Source organism: Streptomyces sp. M41(2017) (genome assembly GCF_002078175.1).
Taxonomy (GTDB): domain Bacteria; phylum Actinomycetota; class Actinomycetes; order Streptomycetales; family Streptomycetaceae; genus Streptomyces.
Map to the genome: position 1 here is coordinate 1,585,599 of NZ_MWFK01000002.1, position 22,121 is coordinate 1,607,719.

15 protein-coding genes and 3 rRNA genes are annotated in these 22,121 nt (G+C 66.4%); 3 read left to right on the forward strand and 15 right to left on the reverse strand.

The genetic code is table 11. The annotated features are described in order from the left end of the window. The first annotated feature begins 19 nt into the window (after nucleotides 1-19). The gene (locus B0675_RS32755; protein ID WP_081223231.1) at nucleotides 20-391 is read left to right on the forward strand and encodes a PRC-barrel domain-containing protein; all 372 of its coding nucleotides are present in this window, start codon (nucleotides 20-22) and stop codon (nucleotides 389-391) included. On the opposite strand, the gene B0675_RS32760 is transcribed toward B0675_RS32755, so the two are convergent. The 13 genes from B0675_RS32760 to B0675_RS32820 all read right to left on the reverse strand — a co-directional run bounded on the left by B0675_RS32760 (nucleotide 313) and on the right by B0675_RS32820 (nucleotide 15,976). Further along, a complete protein-coding gene (locus B0675_RS32760; RefSeq protein WP_081223232.1) occupies nucleotides 313-1,899 on the reverse strand; it encodes a DNA polymerase IV in 1,587 nt (528 codons plus the stop codon). The genes B0675_RS32755 and B0675_RS32760 overlap by 79 nt on opposite strands. Before the next feature lie 76 nt (nucleotides 1,900-1,975). After that, nucleotides 1,976-2,605 carry a MerR family transcriptional regulator gene (locus tag B0675_RS32765; RefSeq protein WP_081224022.1) on the reverse strand — a complete coding sequence of 210 codons (630 nt, stop codon included), beginning with the start codon at nucleotides 2,603-2,605 and terminating at the stop codon, nucleotides 1,976-1,978. A 265-nt stretch (nucleotides 2,606-2,870) separates the two neighbouring features. Then, nucleotides 2,871-3,344, reverse strand: coding sequence for a bifunctional nuclease family protein (locus B0675_RS32770; protein ID WP_006123076.1), 474 nt, complete (start codon nucleotides 3,342-3,344; stop codon nucleotides 2,871-2,873). Nucleotides 3,345-3,429: 85 nt separating this feature from the next. Continuing rightward, on the reverse strand, nucleotides 3,430-4,182 hold the full coding sequence (locus B0675_RS32775; protein WP_081224023.1) for a MerR family transcriptional regulator: 753 nt from the start codon (nucleotides 4,180-4,182) through the stop codon (nucleotides 3,430-3,432). Nucleotides 4,183-4,223: 41 nt separating this feature from the next. After that, nucleotides 4,224-5,183 carry an FHA domain-containing protein gene (locus B0675_RS32780; RefSeq protein WP_081223233.1) on the reverse strand — a complete coding sequence of 320 codons (960 nt, stop codon included), beginning with the start codon at nucleotides 5,181-5,183 and terminating at the stop codon, nucleotides 4,224-4,226. Between the two features lie 60 nt (nucleotides 5,184-5,243). Continuing rightward, nucleotides 5,244-6,083: a DUF881 domain-containing protein gene (locus B0675_RS32785; RefSeq protein WP_081223234.1), complete on the reverse strand. Its 840-nt coding sequence runs from the start codon at nucleotides 6,081-6,083 to the stop codon at nucleotides 5,244-5,246. 5 nt (nucleotides 6,084-6,088) lie between these two features. Continuing rightward, nucleotides 6,089-6,421, reverse strand: coding sequence for a small basic family protein (locus B0675_RS32790; protein WP_003988855.1), 333 nt, complete (start codon nucleotides 6,419-6,421; stop codon nucleotides 6,089-6,091). Next, nucleotides 6,418-7,323 carry a DUF881 domain-containing protein gene (locus tag B0675_RS32795; RefSeq protein ID WP_107482896.1) on the reverse strand — a complete coding sequence of 302 codons (906 nt, stop codon included), beginning with the start codon at nucleotides 7,321-7,323 and terminating at the stop codon, nucleotides 6,418-6,420. Before B0675_RS32795 ends, B0675_RS32790 begins: the two co-directional genes overlap by 4 nt. Nucleotides 7,324-7,421: 98 nt before the next feature. Beyond that, the gene (locus B0675_RS32800) at nucleotides 7,422-9,917 is read right to left on the reverse strand and encodes a mannose-1-phosphate guanyltransferase (protein ID WP_081223236.1); all 2,496 of its coding nucleotides are present in this window, start codon (nucleotides 9,915-9,917) and stop codon (nucleotides 7,422-7,424) included. A gap of 121 nt (nucleotides 9,918-10,038) precedes the next feature. Continuing rightward, nucleotides 10,039-10,647 (reverse strand): CDP-alcohol phosphatidyltransferase family protein, encoded by a 609-nt coding sequence (locus tag B0675_RS32805; RefSeq protein ID WP_081223237.1) that lies wholly within the window; start codon nucleotides 10,645-10,647, stop codon nucleotides 10,039-10,041. A gap of 164 nt (nucleotides 10,648-10,811) precedes the next feature. Beyond that, a 5S ribosomal RNA gene (gene rrf / locus B0675_RS32810) occupies nucleotides 10,812-10,928 on the reverse strand. Nucleotides 10,929-11,014: 86 nt separating this feature from the next. Next, nucleotides 11,015-14,136, reverse strand: a 23S ribosomal RNA gene (locus B0675_RS32815). Nucleotides 14,137-14,450: 314 nt separating this feature from the next. Next, a 16S ribosomal RNA gene (locus tag B0675_RS32820) occupies nucleotides 14,451-15,976 on the reverse strand. The 16S, 23S and 5S rRNA genes sit together here, the layout of an rRNA operon. Nucleotides 15,977-16,639: 663 nt before the next feature. Here B0675_RS32820 and B0675_RS32830 point away from each other — a divergent pair. Further along, complete coding sequence (locus tag B0675_RS32830) at nucleotides 16,640-17,089, forward strand: PTS glucose transporter subunit IIA (protein WP_081223238.1); 450 nt, start codon at nucleotides 16,640-16,642, stop codon at nucleotides 17,087-17,089. A gap of 77 nt (nucleotides 17,090-17,166) precedes the next feature. Further along, nucleotides 17,167-18,837: a phosphoenolpyruvate--protein phosphotransferase gene (ptsP, locus tag B0675_RS32835; RefSeq protein WP_081223239.1), complete on the forward strand. Its 1,671-nt coding sequence runs from the start codon at nucleotides 17,167-17,169 to the stop codon at nucleotides 18,835-18,837. 80 nt (nucleotides 18,838-18,917) lie between these two features. Here the strand turns inward: ptsP and B0675_RS32840 are convergent, their stop codons facing one another. Together B0675_RS32840 and B0675_RS32845 are read right to left on the reverse strand one after the other, a co-directional pair. Continuing rightward, on the reverse strand, nucleotides 18,918-19,811 hold the full coding sequence (locus B0675_RS32840) for a hypothetical protein (protein ID WP_081223240.1): 894 nt from the start codon (nucleotides 19,809-19,811) through the stop codon (nucleotides 18,918-18,920). 267 nt (nucleotides 19,812-20,078) lie between these two features. Then, nucleotides 20,079-22,046, reverse strand: a complete 1,968-nt coding sequence (locus B0675_RS32845; protein ID WP_081223241.1) for an acetoacetate--CoA ligase — start codon at nucleotides 22,044-22,046, stop codon at nucleotides 20,079-20,081. Between the last annotated feature and the right edge of the window lie 75 nt (nucleotides 22,047-22,121).

Sequence of the window (22,121 nt, forward strand, 5' to 3'; positions counted from 1 at the left end):
GCGACCACGTGGAGGGAACGTGCAGACCGACATCGATCCGCGCAACCTGATCGGCCGCAAGGCGTTCGACCGCAAGGGCACCAAGATCGGCACCATCGACGAGGTCTATCTCGACGACGCGACCGGCGTACCGGAATGGGCGGCCATACGCACCGGCCTGTTCAGCCGGGACGCGTTCGTCCCCCTGGAGCCCAGTGAGGTCGTCGAGGGGACCTTGCGCATCCCCTTCGACCGGGCCCTGATCAAGGACGCCCCCGACTTCGGCGTCGGCCGGCACCTCTCCCCCGAGCAGGAACTGCAGCTCTACCACCACTACGGACTCGACGTGGCGGCCCCTCCGCCGCCGCCGGACCGTGACTTCGGCCGGCTCGCGGGATCCGAGGACACCTGATCCCCGGTGCCCGAGGGCACCTGGCCCCCGGCGCCCTGGCCCCCTGCGCTCGAGACCGCAGGTGCCGTCGGTTCCGCGTCCGGCGCTCCGGCTCCCGAGGCTCCCGGCTCCACGTCCGCGGGCGTCCGCCCCGGCCCTTCCGGTCTCCGCTCCACCAGGGGAAGCGGATCCGCGGGTTCCAGCCGAGGATCGTCCGTCCGGAAGGTGCGCACCCGGCCCGGCTCCGAATACGGCGTCTCGAACCGCACCGTCACCCGCCCCAGACCGCTCCCCTGCACCCATCCGTGCCCGAACTCGGCATGCCGGACGTCGTGCCCCGCGGACCACCGCCGCTCCGCGGCCGGCTCCTTCCCGCCCGCGGGCCCGTCCGGCTCCGCCTCCGCCTGCTCCTGCGCCGACGGCTCCGCCGCGGCGACGGCCTCCGCGTGCGCCTGCGCCTGGGCCTGGGCGAACAGGTCCTCCTGCGTGTAGTCGGCGAGCCCGGAGACACCCACCCCGAGCAGCCGCACGCCCCCGGTCGTGTCCACGCCCTCCAGCAGCCGTGCGGCGGCCTCCTGGACGACCCCGGGGTCGTCCGTGGGCCCGCGCAGCGTCTCGGACCGGGTCAGCGTGGAGAAGTCGTACCGGCGCACCTTCAGCACGATGGTCCGGCCCGACAGGCCCGCCCCGCGCAGCCGCCGCACACAGCGGTCCGCGAGCCGCGCCACCTCGAGGCCCACCCGGACGCGGTCGTGGATGTCCACGTCGTACGTGTCCTCCACCGACACCGACTTCGTCTCCCGGTCGGACACCACGGGCCGGTCGTCGCGCGCCAGCGCCATCGCGAACAGCGCGTGCCCGTGGGCCTTCCCCAGCAGCCGCACGAGCTCGTCCTCGCCCGCCTCGGCGATCTCCTCGACCGTGGTGATCCCGGCCCGGCGCAGATGGTCCCCCGTCGCCGGTCCGACGCCCGGCAGGGTCCGCACGGACATCGGCCCCAGAAGCTCCCGCTCGGTGCCCGGATCGATCAGCACCAGACCATCGGGTTTCGCCTGCTCCGAGGCGATCTTGGCCAGCATCTTGGAGGCGGCGAGTCCCACCGATCCCGTGAGCCCCGTGACAGCTCTGATGTCCGCCCGCAGCTTCACCCCGGCCAGCCGCGCCGAGCGCTCGTCCCACGCCGTTCCGCCCGCCTCCAGGTCCACGAACGCCTCGTCCAGGCTCAGCGGCTCCACCAGCGGCGACAGGGCCCTCAGCAGGCCCATCACCTGCTCGCTGACCTCTTTGTAGAGAGCGAAGCGCGGCACCAGATACGCGGCGTTCGGCGCCCGGCGGCGCGCCTGTGCCATCGGCATCGCCGAGTTCACCCCGAAAACCCGTGCCTCGTACGAAGCGGTGGAGACGACCCCGCGGGGCCCGAGGCCGCCCACGACGACGGCCTTCCCGCGCAGACTCGGCTTGGACGCCTGCTCCGCCGAGGCGAAGAAGGCATCCATGTCGAGATGCAGGATCGTGGGCGCGGTTCTCACATGTCCGATGCTGCCCTACGCCACTGACAATGCCCCGGCAACGCCGGGGCATCAGGTCATCGGAAGCGCGCTTCGGTCACACGGCCCGGTTCCGTCTGCGGGCCAGTTCGTCGGCGGGATTGTTGGCGAGGAGCGTCTCCCCGGTGTCCACCCGCTCCCCGTGGAGCTGCGACAGGGCGCTCTCGACGTCCCGCCACACCACGCCCACGGCGATGCCGAAGACACCCTGACCACCCTGCAACAGGGCGTGGACCTCGTCCGGGGAGGTGCACTCGTAGACCGTCGCGCCGTCGCTCATCAGCGTCATGCGTTCCAGGTCCTGGAAACCGCGCTCCCTGAGGTGCTGAACCGTGGTGCGGATGTTCTGCAGCGACACCCCGGTGTCCAGGAAGCGCTTGACGATCTTCAGAACCACCACGTCACGGAAGCTGTAGAGCCGCTGTGTCCCCGACCCGTAGGCCGGGCGCACACTGGGCTCGACCAGACCGGTCCGCGCCCAGTAGTCCAGTTGGCGGTAGGTGATGCCCGCGGCGGCACACGCCGTGGGTCCCCGGTAGCCGACCTCCTCGGGAACTGTCCCTCCCTCGTCGTCGGACACTGCCGTCGGCCGCCGCGGACCGTGATCGGCCGCGCCGCCGTGCTGAGGGTGCCCCCTGCTCGAGTCGAGCCGAGAGCTTGGGGGAGGGTACGGGCCGCTCTCTCCCAGACCGCGTCCGGGAGCACCCCCAGCCGTACCGTCGCCGCTGCTTCTCACGCCGACCTCCGTCCTAGACCTGCCTTCACGACGGTAGGCAGTCACCAGGGGCTCGTCAACGATCGCCACACTCGGCACGCCGAGTGCTAATCACCCAAGGAGTGGTTTGCCGTGTCCTACCGCGGGGAAAGGCTAGCCGAATGCGGTCGGCGCGGGCCGCGGCACACCACACGCGCCAGGGGCAAATGCCGCCGAAGTGACTCCCGCGCCGCCGGCCTCACTGGCTGTTGGTGCCGAAGTCCTCGGGTGAGATCTGGTCGAGGAACTCGCGGAACTTCTCCACCTCGTCCTCCTGCTCGTCCGGGATGGCGATGCCCGCGTCGTCCAGCACCCCGTCACTGCCGTAGATCGGCGTGCCGGTGCGCAGGGCGAGCGCTATGGCGTCCGAGGGACGCGCGCTGACCTCGACCCCGCTCGCGAAGACGAGCTCCGCGTAGAACACACCCTCACGAAGGTCCGTGATCCGTACTTCGGTGAGCTCCTGGCCGACAGCCTCCAGCACGTCCTTGAACAGGTCGTGGGTCAGCGGTCGTGCGGGGGCCATGCCCTGCTGGGCGAAGGCGATCGCCGTCGCCTCCCCCGGTCCGATCCAGATGGGGAGGTAGCGGTCGCCTCCCACTTCACGCAGAAGCACGATCGGTTGGTTGGAGGGCATTTCCACCCGGACACCTACGACATCGAGCTCGTTCACACAGCAACCCTAGGCCGTGCTCGGGACGTTTGGGTAGTCGGGCACAGAACGGGTGGCCGATCCACCGGCGGCGCCGGTGCCCCGATCAGGGAAGTCGCACGCCCAGCGCGGTCTGTACGAGGGCCGCGTGGAGCTTCACCGTGAGCCCCGCCAGCTCCTTCGCCCGGGCCTCCGCGTGCGCCCGGGTCTGCGGATTGCGGTGGCGCCGCAGCGGGGCCACCACCTGGTCCACCAGGCCCGCGTCCCGCTCCGCCGCCGCCTTCATCGCCCTGAGATGCCGCGGTTCGATTCCGAAGCGGCCCAGCTCCACGACGAGTGCGGCCACGGTCACCGCCTCGGCGTCGTACACACCGTCCGGAAGGGGGCCGATCAGGCCGTACGACTCCCACTCCTCGAGTTCCTGCTCACCGATCTCCGCGGCGGCCAGCAGCTCCGCACGGCCCACCCGGGCCGCCGTCGGCCCCTCGGGCTCGCCGTAGAGCTCTCCGAGGGGTTCTCCGTCACCGGAGTCGCGCTGGCGCCCCACCGCGGGCAGACGTACCTGCTCACCGCGCTCCAGGGCGTCCAGGTGCTCGCGGATCACCTTGAGCGGGAGATAGTGGTCGCGCTGCATGCGCAGGACGTGACCGAGGCGCTCGACGTCGTTCGCGCTGAACTTGCGATACCCCGAAGGGGTCCTCCGCGGCTCGACGAGCCCCTCCGACTCCAGAAATCTGATCTTGGAGATGGTTACTTCGGGAAACTCGTCGCGCAGCTGGCTCAGCACCGCGCCGATGCTCATCAGACCACTGTCCGCGGCGGTGCCGCTGCCGGCACCGCCGCTCGGTGTTTGAAGCATGGACATCCCTCGGTGTCCCCCCGGACGGAGTTGGGGGAGGGTCAGACGCCCCGCTGGCTCGCGTAGAACACCAGCCGGTACTTGCCGATCTGCACCTCGTCACCGTTCGACAGGGCGACCTGGTCGATCCGCTCCCGGTTGACGTACGTCCCGTTCAGGCTGCCGACGTCGGCGACGGTGAACGATCCGTCCGCCACGCGACGGAACTCCACATGGCGACGCGACACGGTCACGTCGTCGAGGAAGATGTCGCTCTGCGGATGACGCCCGGCCGTGGTCAGATCGCTGTCCAGCAGGAAGCGACTGCCCGAGTTCGGGCCGCGGCGCACCACCAGGAGCGCCGAGCCGAGCGGCAGCGCGTCGACCGCCGCCTGCGCCTCCGGGGAGAGCATCGGCGAGGGCGTCTGGCCCGTCACCTCTGCGTCGTAGGCCTCGATCCCCGAGATGGAGATCGTGGACGTCGTCTCGGAGGGGCGCTCCGCGCCGCCCCGCAGCGGGGCACCGCAGTTGGAGCAGAACCGGCTGTTCTCCGCGTTCCGGTTCCCGCACCTCGTACACACCAGGGCCGACATGGACGGATCCTCCTGCCGCGGCTGCCCACCAGGGGCTTGGGACGCATACGGATCGGAGGCGAACCCTCCACCCGAGCTTGAGGCTGACGGTTCCCCGAAACCTATGCGGCCGGACTGGGCAGGGTCAACAGACGGCGCGCCGGGACCACCGGCACCGCCGACCTGGTCACGGAACAGCGGGCGGTCGCCGCTCTGGGCGTCCGCCGCGTCTCCCTGGCGCGGTGCACGGTGGCGGGCCGTCGCGTTGTCACCGCTGGCCTCTCGCGTGCTCTTGCCGAACAACTTCGCAAACAACTTCACGGGCGATTCCCCTTGACCGAAACAGACCCGCCCGTGGGGCAGGACGAACACTGAATGAACACACCGGTCGACCCGGACATCCTCACAACGTCCGTATCCACCAGACAGTTTCCACCACGCACCACCCATTCGGTGCGCCGACCCCCCGCAACCTCATGCCCTCGCCCGGCGGACCTCATGCGACCCACCTCACGGGGAGGACGACCGAGCGTAGTCAGGCCGCTCCGCCGGTCGCAAGGCATCCACGACGATCTTCGTCGAACGCTCCACCGTGACGGTGGCCTGCTCCTTCTCCAGCGTCTGCACCACACCCCCCGGAATGTTCAGCGCCGGCTCCAGATCCTGCGGCTTGCCGATGACCTTGAAACGATACGGCTGGGTGATCTTGTTCCCGTCGACCTTCACTCCGCTCCCGGAGTCGGCCAGATAGGTACCGGCGACCACACGCACTCCGTTCACCTGGATCGCCTCCGCGCCCGCGGCGCGCAGCTCCTGGATCGCGTCGAGCAGCATGTCGGCCTTGACCGTCCCCTTCGTGTCGTCGATCGTCAGCGTGATGCCGGGGCCCTGGGCGGCCACGGTGCCCGCGAGGATGCCGAGTTGCTTCTCCTTCTCGACCGTCTGCTTGCGGGCCTCCTCGGCCTGGTCCGAGCTGTTCTCCAGTTCGGTGCGCTGGTCCTCGAGTCCCTGCTTCTCGTCTTCAAGACGCTGAGTGCGGTTGTCGAGTTCATCGAGGATGCGTACGAGATCCTCCTGGCGGGCCCCGCGCAGGGCGCTGTCCCCGTCGCTGTTGGAGGCCACCTGGACGGCCAGGCCGAAGCCGAGGCCGAACAGCAGCACGGCGACGATGAGTTGGGCACGTGAGACGCGCGGCGGCCACAGTCCGCTGACCAGCCGCTGCCGACCGGCGGACGACGGACGGGCGACCGGCTCCGGCTGTACGGGACCGGGGCCCTCCGCGGCGGCGGGGACCTCGTCCGGCAGCTCTCTGCGGAGCGGGTTCTCGGGGGTCTCGTCCTCGTTGCTCATCGGCCTCACGCCCGGAAGACGTGCCGGCGGATCGCGGCGGCGTTGGAGAAGATGCGGATACCGAGGACGACGACGACGCCCGTGGAGAGCTGGGCGCCCACGCCCAACTTGTCGCCCAGGAAGACGATCAGTGCGGCGACGACCACGTTCGACAGGAACGAGACCACGAAGACCTTGTCGTCGAAGATGCCGTCGAGCATCGCGCGCAGGCCGCCGAACACGGCGTCGAGCGCCGCGACGACGGCGATCGGAAGGTACGGCTCGACGACCGCCGGAACCTCGGGCCGGACCAACAATCCAGCCACGACTCCCACGACGAGGCCCAGTACGGCGATCACGATGTGCCCTTCTCTGTGCTCGGCTCTGCTGTACGTACGATCACACTCGGTGCCGCGGACAACCGGACGTCGTCCTCGGCGGAAATGCTGGTCCGGATGCCGTAGTTCTCCTGCAGGGCGTGCAGGTACAGCCCGTCGGCGCTGTCCTGGAACCTGGTGCTGAGTCGCTGGCCGTCCCCCACCGCGAGCACCGTGTACGGCGGCACCAGCGGCTTGTTGTCGACCAGTATCGCGTCACCGGCGGCCCGGATGGCCGACAGGGCGGTCAGCCGCTGTCCGTTGACGGAGACGGCCTCGGCGCCCGACTCCCAGAGCCCGTTGACCACGCGCTGCATGTCGCGGTCCCGCACGCGTCCGGTGTCGGAGAATCCGGACGTCTCCCGCGGGTTGGTCCCGTCGCCGCCGGTACTGGCTTCCTTGGCGTCGTTCACGACGAGCTTCACGCCCGGCCCGTGGACATCGGTGGCGCCCGACAGGATGCTGACCAGGTCGGCCTGCCCGCCGCCGGTCTTCTTGAGGGCCTCGCGCTGGCGCGCGCTCACGTCGGAGCGCAGCGTGTCGACGTTCTTCTCCAGCTTGTCCGCGGTCGAGGACTCTCGCTCGATGCGGTCGATGAGTTCCTGGCGCTCCTTGGCGACGACCGGGGCCGCTATCCGCGCGTTCGCCGCTCCCACGGTGACCACCAGCGCCGCGAGCACCAGGCCCGCCGCGAGTCCGAGCTTCGCCCGCAAAGTCTTCGGCAGACCACCGTCGCCCTCGGCCTGCTTACGGGCGGCCGCCTCGGCGTATCCGTCGTCGAGGCTGTGGTCCATGACATTGGTGAGCAGCGACATGGAGGCGTCCGGGCGCGAGGGGCGCGGAGCGCTGCTCCGAACGGGGGGCTGCTGCGGCATGCCGCACATCGTCGCACGTCGCGGGTGCTACCTCCGAATGGCCCCACCGGCGTGCCGGACAGGCCCCCTTGGGGGCACTTGTCCGACACGCACGGGTGAAGGATGTTTCAGCGGCCGGCGCTGTCCACCACGGCCGCCCACTCGTCGAGCAGAGCCTCCGCGGAGGCGTCGTCCGGGCCCTCGGCCCACAGATGCGTGACCGCCTCCGCGGGGTCGGGCAGCACCATGACCCAGCGTCCGTCGGCCTCCACGACGCGTACGCCGTCCGTCGTGTCCACGGAGCGGTCTCCCGCCTCCTCGACGACCCGCCGCATGACCAGACCCTTGACGGCCCACGGTGTCGCGAGGTCCCGCTTGAGGACGTGCGCCCGCGGAATCCGGGCGTCGATCTGGCTGAGCGTGAGCTGGGTCCGCGCCACGAGACCGATGAGCCGTACGAACGCGGCCGCACCGTCGAAGACGCCGCTGAACTCGGGAATGATGAACCCGCCGCGCCCGTCACCACCGAAGATCGTGGCTTCCTCACGACCGACCCGGGTCAGGTCGTCCGGGGACGTCGTCGTCCACTCGACCTGCGTGCCGTGGTACGCCGCCACCTGCTCGGCGATCCGTGTGGTCGTCACCGGCAGCGCGACCCGGCCACTGCGGCGCTCCGCCGCCACCAGGTCGAGCATGACCAGCAGGGCACGGTCGTCCTCGACGATCCGCCCCTTCTCGTCGACGAGCGACAGCCGCTCACCGACCGGGTCGAAACGGATGCCGAACGCGGCCCGCGCCGACGCGACGATCTCGCCGAGCCGCACGAGACCGGCCCGCCGCGACTCCGCCGTCTCCGTCGGCCTGGACTCGTCCAGGCCGGGGTTGATGGTGAGCGAGTCGACACCGAGCTTGCCCAACAGGCTCGGCAGCACGAGTCCCGCGCTGCCGTTGGAGGCGTCCACCACGACCTTGAGGCCGGACTCCCTGATCCCAGTGGTGTCGACGTTGCGCAGCAGCGACCCCGTGTACGAGTCGAAGACACTCGCTGGGAAGTGCAGGTCGCCGATCTCGCCGGGGAACGCACGCCGGTACTCCTGGCGCGAGAACACCCGGTCCAGCTTCCGCTGCCCGCCCTGGGAGAGGTCGGCGCCCTGTTCGTCGAAGAACATGATGTCGACGGAGTCGGGCACTCCGGGTGTCGTCCGGATCATGATGCCGCCCGCGCTGCCCCGGGCCGTCTGCTGCCGTGCCACCGGCAGCGGTACGTTCTCCAGGTCGCGTACGTCGATGGCGCTGGCCTGCAGAGCGGAGATGACCGCCCTCTTCAGGGCGCGGGCACCTCGGGAGTGGTCACGGGCCGTGGTGACCGTGGACCCCTTCTTCAGGGTCGTGGCGTAGGCGCCGGCGAGGCGCACGGCGAGCTCGGGCGTGATCTCGACGTTCAGGATGCCGGATACACCGCGCGCGCCGAACAGGTTCGCCTGGCTGCGGGACTCCCAGATCACCGAGGTGTTGACGAACGCGCCGGCCTCGATGGTCTTGAACGGATAGACACGGACGTTGCCCTGGATGATCGATTCCTCGCCGACGAGGCACTCGTCGCCGATCACCGCGCCGTCCTCGATCCGGGCGGCACGCATGATGTCGGTGTTCTTGCCGATCACGCAGCCACGCAGATTGCTCTGCTGTCCGATGTACACGTTGTCGTGCACGACGGCGCGGTGCACGAACGCGCCGCTCTTGACGACGACGTTGGAGCCGATGACCGTGTGCTCGCGGATCTCGGCGTTGGCCTCGACCTTGGCGTAGTCACCGATGTACAGCGGTCCACGGAGCTCGGCGTCGGGGTGCACGTCGGCACCCTCGGCCACCCAGACACCCGGCGATATCTCGAATCCGTCGATCTCGACATCGACCTTGCCCTCGAGGACGTCGGCCTGGGCCTTCACGTAGCTCTCGTGGGTGCCCACGTCCTCCCAGTAGCCCTCGGCGACATAGCCGTAGATCGGCTTGCCTTCCTTCATCAGCTGGGGGAAGACGTCGCCGGACCAGTCCACGGACACGTCGGCCTCGACGTAGTCGAAGACTTCGGGTTCCATGACGTAGATGCCGGTGTTGACCGTGTCCGAGAAGACCTGGCCCCAGGTCGGCTTCTCCAGGAAGCGCTCTACCTTGCCTTCCTCGTCCACGATGGTGATGCCGAATTCCAGCGGATTGGGAACACGCGTCAGACAGACGGTGACGAGCGCGCCCTTTTCCTTGTGGAAGGCGATGAGTTCGGTGAGGTCGAAGTCGGTGAGTGCATCACCGGAAATGACGAGGAAGGCGTCGTCCTTCAACGCCTCTTCGGCGTTCTTGACGCTCCCGGCAGTACCGAGTGGCTTCTCCTCATTGGCATAGGTCAGCTCCATGCCGAGCTCTTCACCGTCACCGAAGTAGTTCTTGACCAGAGAGGCCAGGAACTGCACGGTGACGACGGTCTCGTTGAGCCCATGCCTTTTGAGCAGCCTGAGCACGTGCTCCATGATCGGGCGGTTCACCACGGGCAGGAGCGGCTTGGGCATGCTTGAGGTCATTGGGCGAAGGCGTGTGCCTTCGCCTCCGGCCATCACGACGGCCTTCATGTCGGAAGCGTCCTCCTCTAAGAGACGACGGTACAGCCGACTTCACCCGTCCTGATTGTCCCGCAGTTCTCGAGCGGGGGCCATCGGGGCACTTCAGAAGCCGCCCCAACGGGGGCCGAGCTCAATCGGTCAAGGTGTCCGCTCGGATCAGCCGGCGGACCTGCACCACGTAGAGGACTCCTGCCCACCAATAGAGGGTTGTACCCCATCCGGCGAACGCCCATCCGAAAATAGCGCCGACTGTCCCGATCCAGCCGCCCGCGTCGCTGAGCAGCAACAACGGGAAGGCGTACATCAGGTTGAAGGTGGCCGCCTTGCCGAGGAAGTTCACCTGCGGCGGCGGATAGCCGTGGCGTCGGAGGATGCCCACCATGACGAGCAGGACCAGCTCACGTGCCAGCAGGGCGGCCGTCAGCCAGAGCGGGAGAATCTCGCGCCAGGTGAGACCGACGAGCGTCGACAGGATGTACAGCCGGTCGGCCGCGGGGTCCAACAGCCGGCCGAGGCTGCTGATCTGGTTCCAGCGCCGGGCGAGCTTTCCGTCCAGGTAGTCGCTGATACCGCTGAGCATGAGGACGAGCAGGGCCCATCCGTCGCTCTTGGGGCCACCGAACTCCGGCCTGAGGATCAACCACAGGAAGATGGGGACGCCGGCGAGGCGCGCCATGCTGAGGATGTTCGGGATGGTGAGGACCCGGTCCGTCTGAACGCGGGTCTCCTGGACCTCCACCCGGGGGCCTCCTGTGGGAAACGAGCCAACGATGCCCCCTGACCTTACCCGCAGGCTCCTCGCACCAGCGCAGAGGGGTCGCGGCGTCAGGGGAAACTCCCCCGAAAAACAAAAAAGCTCCGGCTCCCAGGATCGAAATCCTGGGAGCCGGAGCTCTAATACGAGTTCGGCGGCGTCCTACTCTCCCACAGGGTCCCCCCTGCAGTACCATCGGCGCTGTGAGGCTTAGCTTCCGGGTTCGGAATGTAACCGGGCGTTTCCCTCACGCTATGACCACCGAAACACTATGAAACTGTCAACCGGAGCCGTGGCATAGCTACGACGGTTGTTCGTGGTTTCAGAACCAACACAGTGGACGCGAGCAACTGAGGACAAGCCCTCGGCCTATTAGTACCAGTCACCTCCAGCGGTTACCCGCCTTCCAGATCTGGCCTATCAACCCAGTCGTCTACTGGGAGCCTTAACCCCTCAAGGGGGTGGGAATACTCATCTCGAAGCAGGCTTCCCGCTTAGATGCTTTCAGCGGTTATCCCTCCCGAACGTAGCCAACCAGCCATGCCCTTGGCAGGACAACTGGCACACCAGAGGTTCGTCCGTCCCGGTCCTCTCGTACTAGGGACAGCCCTTCTCAATATTCCTACGCGCACAGCGGATAGGGACCGAACTGTCTCACGACGTTCTAAACCCAGCTCGCGTACCGCTTTAATGGGCGAACAGCCCAACCCTTGGGACCGACTCCAGCCCCAGGATGCGACGAGCCGACATCGAGGTGCCAAACCATCCCGTCGATATGGACTCTTGGGGAAGATCAGCCTGTTATCCCCGGGGTACCTTTTATCCGTTGAGCGACGGCGCTTCCACAAGCCACCGCCGGATCACTAGTCCCGACTTTCGTCCCTGCTCGACCCGTCGGTCTCACAGTCAAGCTCCCTTGTGCACTTACACTCAACACCTGATTACCAACCAGGCTGAGGGAACCTTTGGGCGCCTCCGTTACTCTTTAGGAGGCAACCGCCCCAGTTAAACTACCCATCAGACACTGTCCCTGATCCGGATCACGGACCCAGGTTAGACATCCAGCACGACCAGACTGGTATTTCAACGACGACTCCACCATGGCTGGCGCCATGACTTCAAAGTCTCCCAGCTATCCTACACAAGCCGAACCGAACACCAATATCAAACTGTAGTAAAGGTCCCGGGGTCTTTCCGTCCTGCTGCGCGAAACGAGCATCTTTACTCGTAGTGCAATTTCACCGGGCCTATGGTTGAGACAGTCGAGAAGTCGTTACGCCATTCGTGCAGGTCGGAACTTACCCGACAAGGAATTTCGCTACCTTAGGATGGTTATAGTTACCACCGCCGTTTACTGGCGCTTAAGTTCTCAGCTTCGCCACCCCGAAGAGTGACTAACCGGTCCCCTTAACGTTCCAGCACCGGGCAGGCGTCAGTCCGTATACATCGCCTTACGGCTTCGCACGGACCTGTGTTTTTAGTAAACAGTCGCTTCTCGCTGGTCTCTGCGGCCACCCCCAGCTCACCGAGTAAATCGGATCACCAGTGATGGCCCCCCTTCTCCCGAAGTTACGGGGGCATTTTGCCGAGTTCCTTAACCATAGTTCACCCGAACGCCTCGGTATTCTCTACCTGACCACCTGAGTCGGTTTAGGGTACGGGCCGCCATGAAACTCGCTAGAGGCTTTTCTCGACAGCATAGGATCATCCACTTCACCACAATCGGCTCGGCATCAGGTCTCAGCCTCAATGTGTGACGGATTTACCTATCACACGGCCTACACCCTTACCCCGGGACAACCACCGCCCGGGATGGACTACCTTCCTGCGTCACCCCATCACTCACCTACTACCACCTTGGGCCGGCGGCTCCACCACTCCCCTCAACTCCGAAGAGATCAGGGCGGCTTCACGGCCTTAGCATTAATGGGCTCGATGTTTGACGCTTCACAGCGGGTACCGGAATATCAACCGGTTATCCATCGACTACGCCTGTCGGCCTCGCCTTAGGTCCCGACTTACCCTGGGCAGATCAGCTTGACCCAGGAACCCTTAGTCAATCGGCGCACACGTTTCTCACGTGTGTATCGCTACTCATGCCTGCATTCTCACTCGTGAACCGTCCACCACTGCCTTCCGGCGCGGCTTCACCCGGCACACGACGCTCCCCTACCCATCACAGCAGGCGTTGGCCCTATTGCTGCAATGACACGACTTCGGCGGTACGCTTGAGCCCCGCTACATTGTCGGCGCGGAATCACTAGACCAGTGAGCTATTACGCACTCTTTCAAGGGTGGCTGCTTCTAAGCCAACCTCCTGGTTGTCTGTGCGACTCCACATCCTTTCCCACTTAGCGTACGCTTAGGGGCCTTAGTCGATGCTCTGGGCTGTTTCCCTCTCGACCATGGAGCTTATCCCCCACAGTCTCACTGCCGCGCTCTCACTTACCGGCATTCGGAGTTTGGCTAAGGTCAGTAACCCGGTAGGGCCCATCGCCTATCCAGTGCTCTACCTCCGGCAAGAAACACACGACGCTGCACCTAAATGCATTTCGGGGAGAACCAGCTATCACGGAGTTTGATTGGCCTTTCACCCCTAACCACAGGTCATCCCCCAGGTTTTCAACCCTGGTGGGTTCGGTCCTCCACGACCTCTTACAGCCGCTTCAACCTGCCCATGGCTAGATCACTCCGCTTCGGGTCTTGAGCGCGCTACTGAATCGCCCTATTCGGACTCGCTTTCGCTACGGCTTCCCCACACGGGTTAACCTCGCAACGCACCGCAAACTCGCAGGCTCATTCTTCAAAAGGCACGCAGTCACGAGATATGTGCAAGCACATATCCGACGCTCCCACGGCTTGTAGGCACACGGTTTCAGGTACTATTTCACTCCGCTCCCGCGGTACTTTTCACCATTCCCTCACGGTACTATCCGCTATCGGTCACCAGGGAATATTTAGGCTTAGCGGGTGGTCCCGCCAGATTCACACGGGATTTCTCGGGCCCCGTGCTACTTGGGTGTCTCTCAAACGAGCCGTTGATGTTTCGACTACGGGGGTCTTACCCTCTACGCCGGACCTTTCGCATGTCCTTCGCCTACATCAACGGTTTCTGACTCGCCTCACAGCCGGCAGACTGTGAAAGAGAGATCCCACAACCCCCTGCATGCAACCCCTGCCGGGTCTCACACATACAAGGTTTGGCCTCATCCGGTTTCGCTCGCCACTACTCCCGGAATCACGGTTGTTTTCTCTTCCTGCGGGTACTGAGATGTTTCACTTCCCCGCGTTCCCTCCACACTGCCTATGTGTTCAGCAGTGGGTGACAGCCCATGACGACTGCCGGGTTTCCCCATTCGGAAACCCCCGGATCAAAGCCTGGTTGACGGCTCCCCGGGGACTATCGTGGCCTCCCACGTCCTTCATCGGTTCCTGGTGCCAAGGCATCCACCGTGCGCCCTTAAAAACTTGGCCACAGATGCTCGCGTCCACTGTGCAGTTCTCAAACAACGACCAACCACCCATCACCCCCGGTTACCACCGGAGTTCACTGGGGCCGGCACTGAAGGCAGCCAACCATCGGCCGTACCTTCAGACACCCAACAGCGTGCCCGACACCCTCACCACTCGTGATCAGCTTTCCACGCTCCGAAGAACAGTACTTGCAGCCCGAGATGACTTGAGTGCCGAATAATCAACGTTCCACCCATGAGCAACCACCGTCGAACGTATGCCGACGTAATGGCCCTGGACCACCAAGCAAGCTTGGCGGCCTAGATGCTCCTTAGAAAGGAGGTGATCCAGCCGCACCTTCCGGTACGGCTACCTTGTTACGACTTCGTCCCAATCGCCAGTCCCACCTTCGACAGCTCCCTCCCACAAGGGGTTGGGCCACCGGCTTCGGGTGTTACCGACTTTCGTGACGTGACGGGCGGTGTGTACAAGGCCCGGGAACGTATTCACCGCAGCAATGCTGATCTGCGATTACTAGCAACTCCGACTTCATGGGGTCGAGTTGCAGACCCCAATCCGAACTGAGACAGGCTTTTTGAGATTCGCTCCGCCTCACGGCTTCGCAGCTCTTTGTACCTGCCATTGTAGCACGTGTGCAGCCCAAGACATAAGGGGCATGATGACTTGACGTCGTCCCCACCTTCCTCCGAGTTGACCCCGGCAGTCTCCTGTGAGTCCCCATCACCCCGAAGGGCATGCTGGCAACACAGAACAAGGGTTGCGCTCGTTGCGGGACTTAACCCAACATCTCACGACACGAGCTGACGACAGCCATGCACCACCTGTACACCGACCACAAGGGGGGCACTATCTCTAATGCTTTCCGGTGTATGTCAAGCCTTGGTAAGGTTCTTCGCGTTGCGTCGAATTAAGCCACATGCTCCGCTGCTTGTGCGGGCCCCCGTCAATTCCTTTGAGTTTTAGCCTTGCGGCCGTACTCCCCAGGCGGGGAACTTAATGCGTTAGCTGCGGCACCGACGACGTGGAATGTCGCCAACACCTAGTTCCCACCGTTTACGGCGTGGACTACCAGGGTATCTAATCCTGTTCGCTCCCCACGCTTTCGCTCCTCAGCGTCAGTAATGGCCCAGAGATCCGCCTTCGCCACCGGTGTTCCTCCTGATATCTGCGCATTTCACCGCTACACCAGGAATTCCGATCTCCCCTACCACACTCTAGCCTGCCCGTATCGACTGCAGACCCGGGGTTAAGCCCCGGGCTTTCACAACCGACGTGACAAGCCGCCTACGAGCTCTTTACGCCCAATAATTCCGGACAACGCTTGCGCCCTACGTATTACCGCGGCTGCTGGCACGTAGTTAGCCGGCGCTTCTTCTGCAGGTACCGTCACTTTCGCTTCTTCCCTGCTGAAAGAGGTTTACAACCCGAAGGCCGTCATCCCTCACGCGGCGTCGCTGCATCAGGCTTTCGCCCATTGTGCAATATTCCCCACTGCTGCCTCCCGTAGGAGTCTGGGCCGTGTCTCAGTCCCAGTGTGGCCGGTCGCCCTCTCAGGCCGGCTACCCGTCGTCGCCTTGGTGAGCCACTACCTCACCAACAAGCTGATAGGCCGCGGGCTCATCCTTCACCGCCGGAGCTTTTAACCCCCACCCATGCAGGCAGGAGTGTTATCCGGTATTAGACCCCGTTTCCAGGGCTTGTCCCAGAGTGAAGGGCAGATTGCCCACGTGTTACTCACCCGTTCGCCACTAATCCACCCCGAAGGGCTTCATCGTTCGACTTGCATGTGTTAAGCACGCCGCCAGCGTTCGTCCTGAGCCAGGATCAAACTCTCCGTGAATGTTTTCCCGTAATCGGGACGACACCACGAGAGCGGAACAATCGGTCGGAATAAGACCGGTCGTTCACAGCGTCCTCGCTGTGCGCCTACCCCGAGGGGCAGGACTTTTTCAAAGGAACCTCGTCCCGACCGAACGGCCGGAGACGGGGTATCAACATATCTGGCGTTGATTTTTGGCACGCTGTTGAGTTCTCAAGGAACGGACGCTTCCTTTGTACTCACCCTCTCGGGCTTTCCTCCGGGCGCTTCCCTTCGGTCTTGCGTTTCCGACTCTATCAGACCGTTTCCGTATCCGATTTCCTCGGTGCTTTCCAGGTTTTCGCTTTCGCGTTTCCCTTTCCGGCGAGTCCGACTCTATCAGCGATTTCCCGTCTCTCTGACCACCGTCCCGCAAACATGCAGAACGGGACCCCGAGATAGGATCTGACAAGTTGGGTGCTGCCGGGCAACGACGCTTGGTGACGCCGCTCAGCCTCAAGCAGGGGTACGACAGTACACGGGGGCCGGGAGCGGGCGCAAATCGTTTCGCCCGTGCTCTACGGCCTCCAACCGGGACCTCTCGTGCGGAACCGGCACTTCATATGACATACCCTGCTGAAACAGTGCGCCGTCAGGGACAGGCAGTGACGGCCCATATACATCTCCACCCCTGGGAGGCTTCCCATGACCACCGTGACGTCCCCTCTTGCAGGACGCGCCATCGGACTCGCAGCAGTACCGGACCCCGTGTTCTCCGGGGCGATGGTCGGCCCCGGCACGGCGATCGACCCCGTGCGTGAGCCCTCGGAGGCTGTCGCCCCCGTGGACGGAGTGATCGTCTCGCTCCACCCGCACGCGTTCGTCGTCGTCGACGGCGAGGGCCACGGAGTCCTCACCCACCTGGGCATCGACACCGTGCAGCTCAACGGCGAGGGCTTCGAGCTGCTCGTCAACAAGGGGGACACCGTGACGCGCGGCCAGGCCGTCGTCCGGTGGAACCCGGCCGCCGTAGAGGCAGCCGGCAAGTCCCCTGTGTGCCCGATCGTGGCTCTCGAGGCCACGGCGGACTCCCTCTCCGACGTTCGCGAGGACGGCGATGTGAAGGCGGGCGACGCGCTCTTCGGCTGGCGGTGACATCAACGCTGTCCTGGACGGCACGTTCGACAAACCACGCGGCGGCGGGACCCGCCGCACTATCGGAGACGGGTGAGATGGAGACAACGCTGCGAGGCGTCGGCGTGAGCCACGGTGTGGCGATCGGCGAGGTTCGGCACATGGGAACGGCGGTTCTCGAACCGCCGGCCAAGCAGATCCCTGCGGAGGACGCGGAGCGCGAACAGGGGCGTGCCCGCAAGGCCGTGGAGGCTGTGGCAGCCGACCTGATTGCGCGCGGCAATCTGGCGGGGGGCGAAGCCCAAGGGGTCCTCGAGGCCCAGGCCATGATGGCCCAGGACCCCGAGCTGATGGCCGACGTGGAACGGCGCATCGCCGTCGGCAGCACGGCCGAGCGGGCGGTCTACGACGCGTTCGCCGCGTACCGTGCGCTGCTCGCGGGAGCCGGTGAGTATCTCGCCGGACGCGTGGCCGACCTCGACGACGTACGGAACCGCATCGTCGCGCGCCTCCTCGGAGTGCCGATGCCGGGCGTCCCGGACAGTGACGAGCCCTACGTCCTCATCGCACGTGACCTCGCGCCCGCCGACACGGCGCTGTTGGACCCGACGCTCGTCCTCGGATTCGTCACCGAGGAGGGCGGGCCGACCAGCCACAGTGCGATCCTCGCGCGTGCGCTGGGTGTGCCGGCGGTCGTCGCTCTTCCCGGCGCCGGCGAGCTCGCCGAAGGCACGGTGGTGGCTGTCGACGGCAGCACCGGCGAGATCTTCGTGGAGCCGACGGCCGAGAAGAAGGCGCAACTGGAATCCTCTGCGGCCGAGCGCAAAGCCGCGCTGTCCGCTTCGACGGGTCCAGGTGCCACTTCCGACGGCCACAAGGTGCCGCTCCTGGCCAACGTCGGCGGTCCCGCGGACGTACCGGCGGCGCTGGAGGCCGGTGCCGAGGGCGTCGGCCTGTTCCGCACCGAGTTCCTCTTCCTCGACGACAGCAAGAACGCGCCGTCCGAGGAGAAGCAGGTCGAGGCGTACCGGCAGGTCCTGGAGGCCTTCCCGGAGGGCCGGGTCGTGGTGCGCGTGCTGGACGCCGGTGCGGACAAGCCGCTGGAGTTCCTGACTCCGGCCGACGAACCGAACCCCGCCCTCGGTGTGCGCGGGCTTCGTTCGCTGCTCGATCACCCCGATGTGCTGCGCACGCAGCTCACCGCCCTCGCGAAGGCTTCGGAGGGTCTGCCGGTCCATCTCGAGGTCATGGCCCCCATGGTCGCGGACCGTACGGACGCCAAGGCGTTCGCGGACGCGTGCCGGGCCGCCGGACTGCACGCGAAGTTCGGCGCGATGGTGGAGATTCCGTCCGCCGCGCTGCGGGCCCGTTCGGTCCTGCAGGAGGTCGAGTTCCTGTCGCTCGGCACCAATGACCTCGCGCAGTACACGTTCGCGGCCGACCGGCAGGTGGGCGCTGTGTCCCGTCTGCAGGATCCGTGGCAGCCCGCGCTCCTCGACCTGGTCGCGCTGTCCGCGGATGCGGCCAGGGCCGAGGGCAAGAGTTGCGGGGTCTGCGGCGAGGCCGCGTCGGATCCGCTGCTCGCGTGTGTGCTGACCGGTCTGGGTGTCACCTCCTTGTCGATGGGTGCCGCGTCGATCCCCTACGTGCGGTCGACTCTGGCGAAGTACACGCTGGCCCAGTGCGAGCGTGCGGCCGCGGCCGCACGTGCGGCGGACACGGCGGAAGAGGCGCGCGGCGCCGCGCAGGCGGTGTTGTCCGGCGAGTAACCGTGGCACCGTCGCCGAGGGGCGGCGGAGGAAGCGGGACGGGGGGCGCTCCATCGCCGGATGGGGCGCCCCTTCCACGTTCAGTGCGTGTGGTGCGTCCCCTCTCCGGTGTCGCCGAGGTCGGGGGGTGTGCCGTAGTCGACGCCTGATTCCGGCGAGACCAGGTCGCCGGACTCGATGTCGGTGCAGTAGGCGTCGAACACTTCGGAGGCGGTGAGCGGGTCGAGGTTCTCGCCGCGCAGTCGCCATCCGTAGACGCGGTCGGTGGTGTCGGGGGTGGTGGTGCGCATGACGAGTCCGCCGGCGCTCCGGGTGGCGATGCCGAGGGCGAGCACGGTGGTGAATTCGAGGGCTTCGGATTCGTCCAGGCGAATCGCGTCGTCGGTGCGCTCTTCCACGCGGAGGACGGCGACGAGTGTGTCGGGCGCCGTCGAGACGCTGCAGACCAGATGGAGACTTCCGGGGCCGGCGGTGTCGACGACGCGGGTGAGCAGGTGGGCCGCGCGGATGAAGGAGGCGCGGCCGATGTCCTCTCCGCAGGTGGCGCAGGTGCCGATGCGGGCCAGGAGTGTCGTCGCGTACTCCCAGGTGGCCTGGCGGACGGCCTCGTCGACGAGATCCGGGACGAGTTCGGCCAGCGGCTGCCCGTCGTAGGGGACGGTGGGGCCGGTCGCGGCCAGGTGCGCGGTGAAGCGGGTGCGGCTGGACGGGGTGTCGGGTTCCAGGCCGCTCTCGGCGCAGTACTCGGCGTACTCCACGGGGTCGAAGAGGGCCACCGTGGTGTGGCTGCCCTGGGCCGCGAGGCTCCGCAGCAGGGACTCCACCTGTTGGAGATAGGTGGTGTGGTCGTCGAAGGCGAAGCTGCGGTAGTTCCGCATCGTCCGGAAGTCCTGTTCATCGGTCAGCAGGCCGATGGTGCCCGCGATCTCACGCCGCAGGACACGGCGCAGGGTGTGGTGCTGGATGTCTGCCATTTCTCCCCCAGTGCACAGTCGATCAATGCTCACTCACAGTAATCGGGGGCACTGACAACGCTGGCGGGGAGAGCCGCTCCCGCCCGCCCACGTGGCGGAAACTGCAGTTCAGCCGGCTTTCCTGAGGGGAAGGTATCCAGCCGGGCACGGCCGGCACGGGGGGTGCGGTGACGGTCCGTGGCTCGGGGCGCGGGTCGACGCGGTGCGGGCAGCCCCTGGATCTCGGCGCCGTGCTCGATGAGGTCCGGGGCTGCCTTCGCGTTCCGGTCATCCGCGTTGGCGGGCCAGCTCCTCGTAGAAGCGCAGGAGTTCGACGTTGTCCACGGAGCCGATGTTGACCGCCCTGTCCATGGGGGTGCCTTGGAGGAGGCGCTTGACCGGCACCTCGATGCGCTTGCCGGTCAGGGTGTGGGGCACGCCGGGCACCTCGATGACCTCGTCGGGGACGTGGCGTGGGGAGAGCTGCTCGCGGATGGTCCGCTTGATGCGGCCCAGGAGTGCCTCGTCGAGGACGGCTCCCGGGGCGAGGTGGACGAACAGGGGCATCCAGTAGCCGCCGTCGGGCTGTTCGACGCCGATGACGAGGGATTCCCTGATCTCGGGAAGCCGTTCGACGGCTTCATAGATGTCGGCCGAACCCATGCGGACGCCCTGCCGGTTGAGCGTCGAGTCGGAGCGGCCGTGGATGACGACCGAGCCCCGGGACGTGACGGTGATCCAGTCGCCGTGCCGCCATACTCCGGGGTACGTGTCGAAGTAGCTGTCGTGGTAGCGGCTGCCGTCGGGGTCGTTCCAGAAGCGGATCGGCATCGAGGGCATCGGGTTGGTGACGACGAGCTCGCCGACCTCGTCGACGAGGGGCTTTCCGCTGGGGTCCCAGGACTGCAGGTCGGTGCCGAGGCCCGGTGCCTGGAGTTCGCCGATGTACACGGGGAGTGTCGGAACGGCTCCCGCGAAGCAGGAGCAGACGTCGGTGCCTCCGCTGACGGAGGCGATCCAGAGGTCGTCGCGGACCTCGTCGTGCAGCCAGCGGAATCCGTCGGGCGGCAGGGGCGAGCCGGTGGTGGCGACGCACCGCACGCGCGCGAGGTCGAAGTCGCGGGAGGGGTGGACGCCCGCCTTTCGGCACGCCATGACGTATGCGGCGGACGTGCCGTAGAGCGTCGCTCCGGTGCGTTCGGCGATACGCCACTGGGCACCTGTGTCGGGGTACCCGGGGCTGCCGTCGTAGAGGACGATCGTGGTTCCCGTGAGCAGGCCCGAGACGAGGAAGTTCCACATCATCCAGCCGGTGGACGTGTACCAGAAGAAGCGGTCTTCGGGCCCGAGGTCGCAGTGCAGGCCGAGCTGTTTGAGGTGCTCGACGAGGATGCCGCCCTGGGACTGGACGATGGCCTTGGGGAGGCCGGTCGTGCCGGAGGAGTAGAGCACCCACAGGGGGTGGTCGAAGGGGACCTCCTCGTAGACGGGCTCGACGTCGGCGGAGGTGAGGGAGGACCACTCCAGGGCACCCTCGGGAGCGTCGGTGCCCAGCAGGGGGATGTGGACGACGGCACGCAGTGTCGGCAGTTCCCGGCGCAGCTCGGCGACGGCGTCTCGGCGGTCGTGTTCCTTGCCGCCGTAGCGGTACCCGTCGACGGTGAACAGGACGACCGGTTCGACCTGCTGGAACCGGTCGAGGACGCTACGGGCTCCGAAGTCGGGGGCGCAGGACGTCCAGACCCCGCCCACCGCGGCGGTGGCGAGGAGGGCCACGACGGCCTGGGGGATGTTCGGGAGATAGCCGCTGACGCGGTCTCCCGGTCGGACGCCGAGGTCTCGTAGTTCCGCGGCCAGGGAGCCGACCTGCCGGCGCAGGTCGAACCACGTCACCGGGACGGCCTCGTGCGTCTCGTCCACATACAGGAGGGCCGGTTCGTCCGCCCGGGTCTCGGTGGCGCGCAGCGCGTGCTCCGCGTAGTTGACCGTCGCTCCGGGGAACCACTGCGCACCGGGCATCGACCGGTCGCCGAGCACGCGCGCGTAGGGGGTCGGGAACCGTACGTCGAACCATTCGGTGACGGCTTTCCAGAAGGTGTCCAGTTCGTCGACCGACCAGCGGTGGAGGGCCGCGTAGCCGCCGTCGGACGGGGCTCCGTGCTCCTCGGCCGCCCAGGCCTGGAACTTCGTGACCTGTGCCTGGGCCACCACCTCGTCGGTGGGCTCCCAGAGCGGTGAGGGGTTCGCGGTGGACATGGGGCGGCTCCCGGACTGTGCGCTTCGTGGGCGTGGGTCGCGCACGGGCAGGGGTGTGCGCGTCACGCGGCTGAC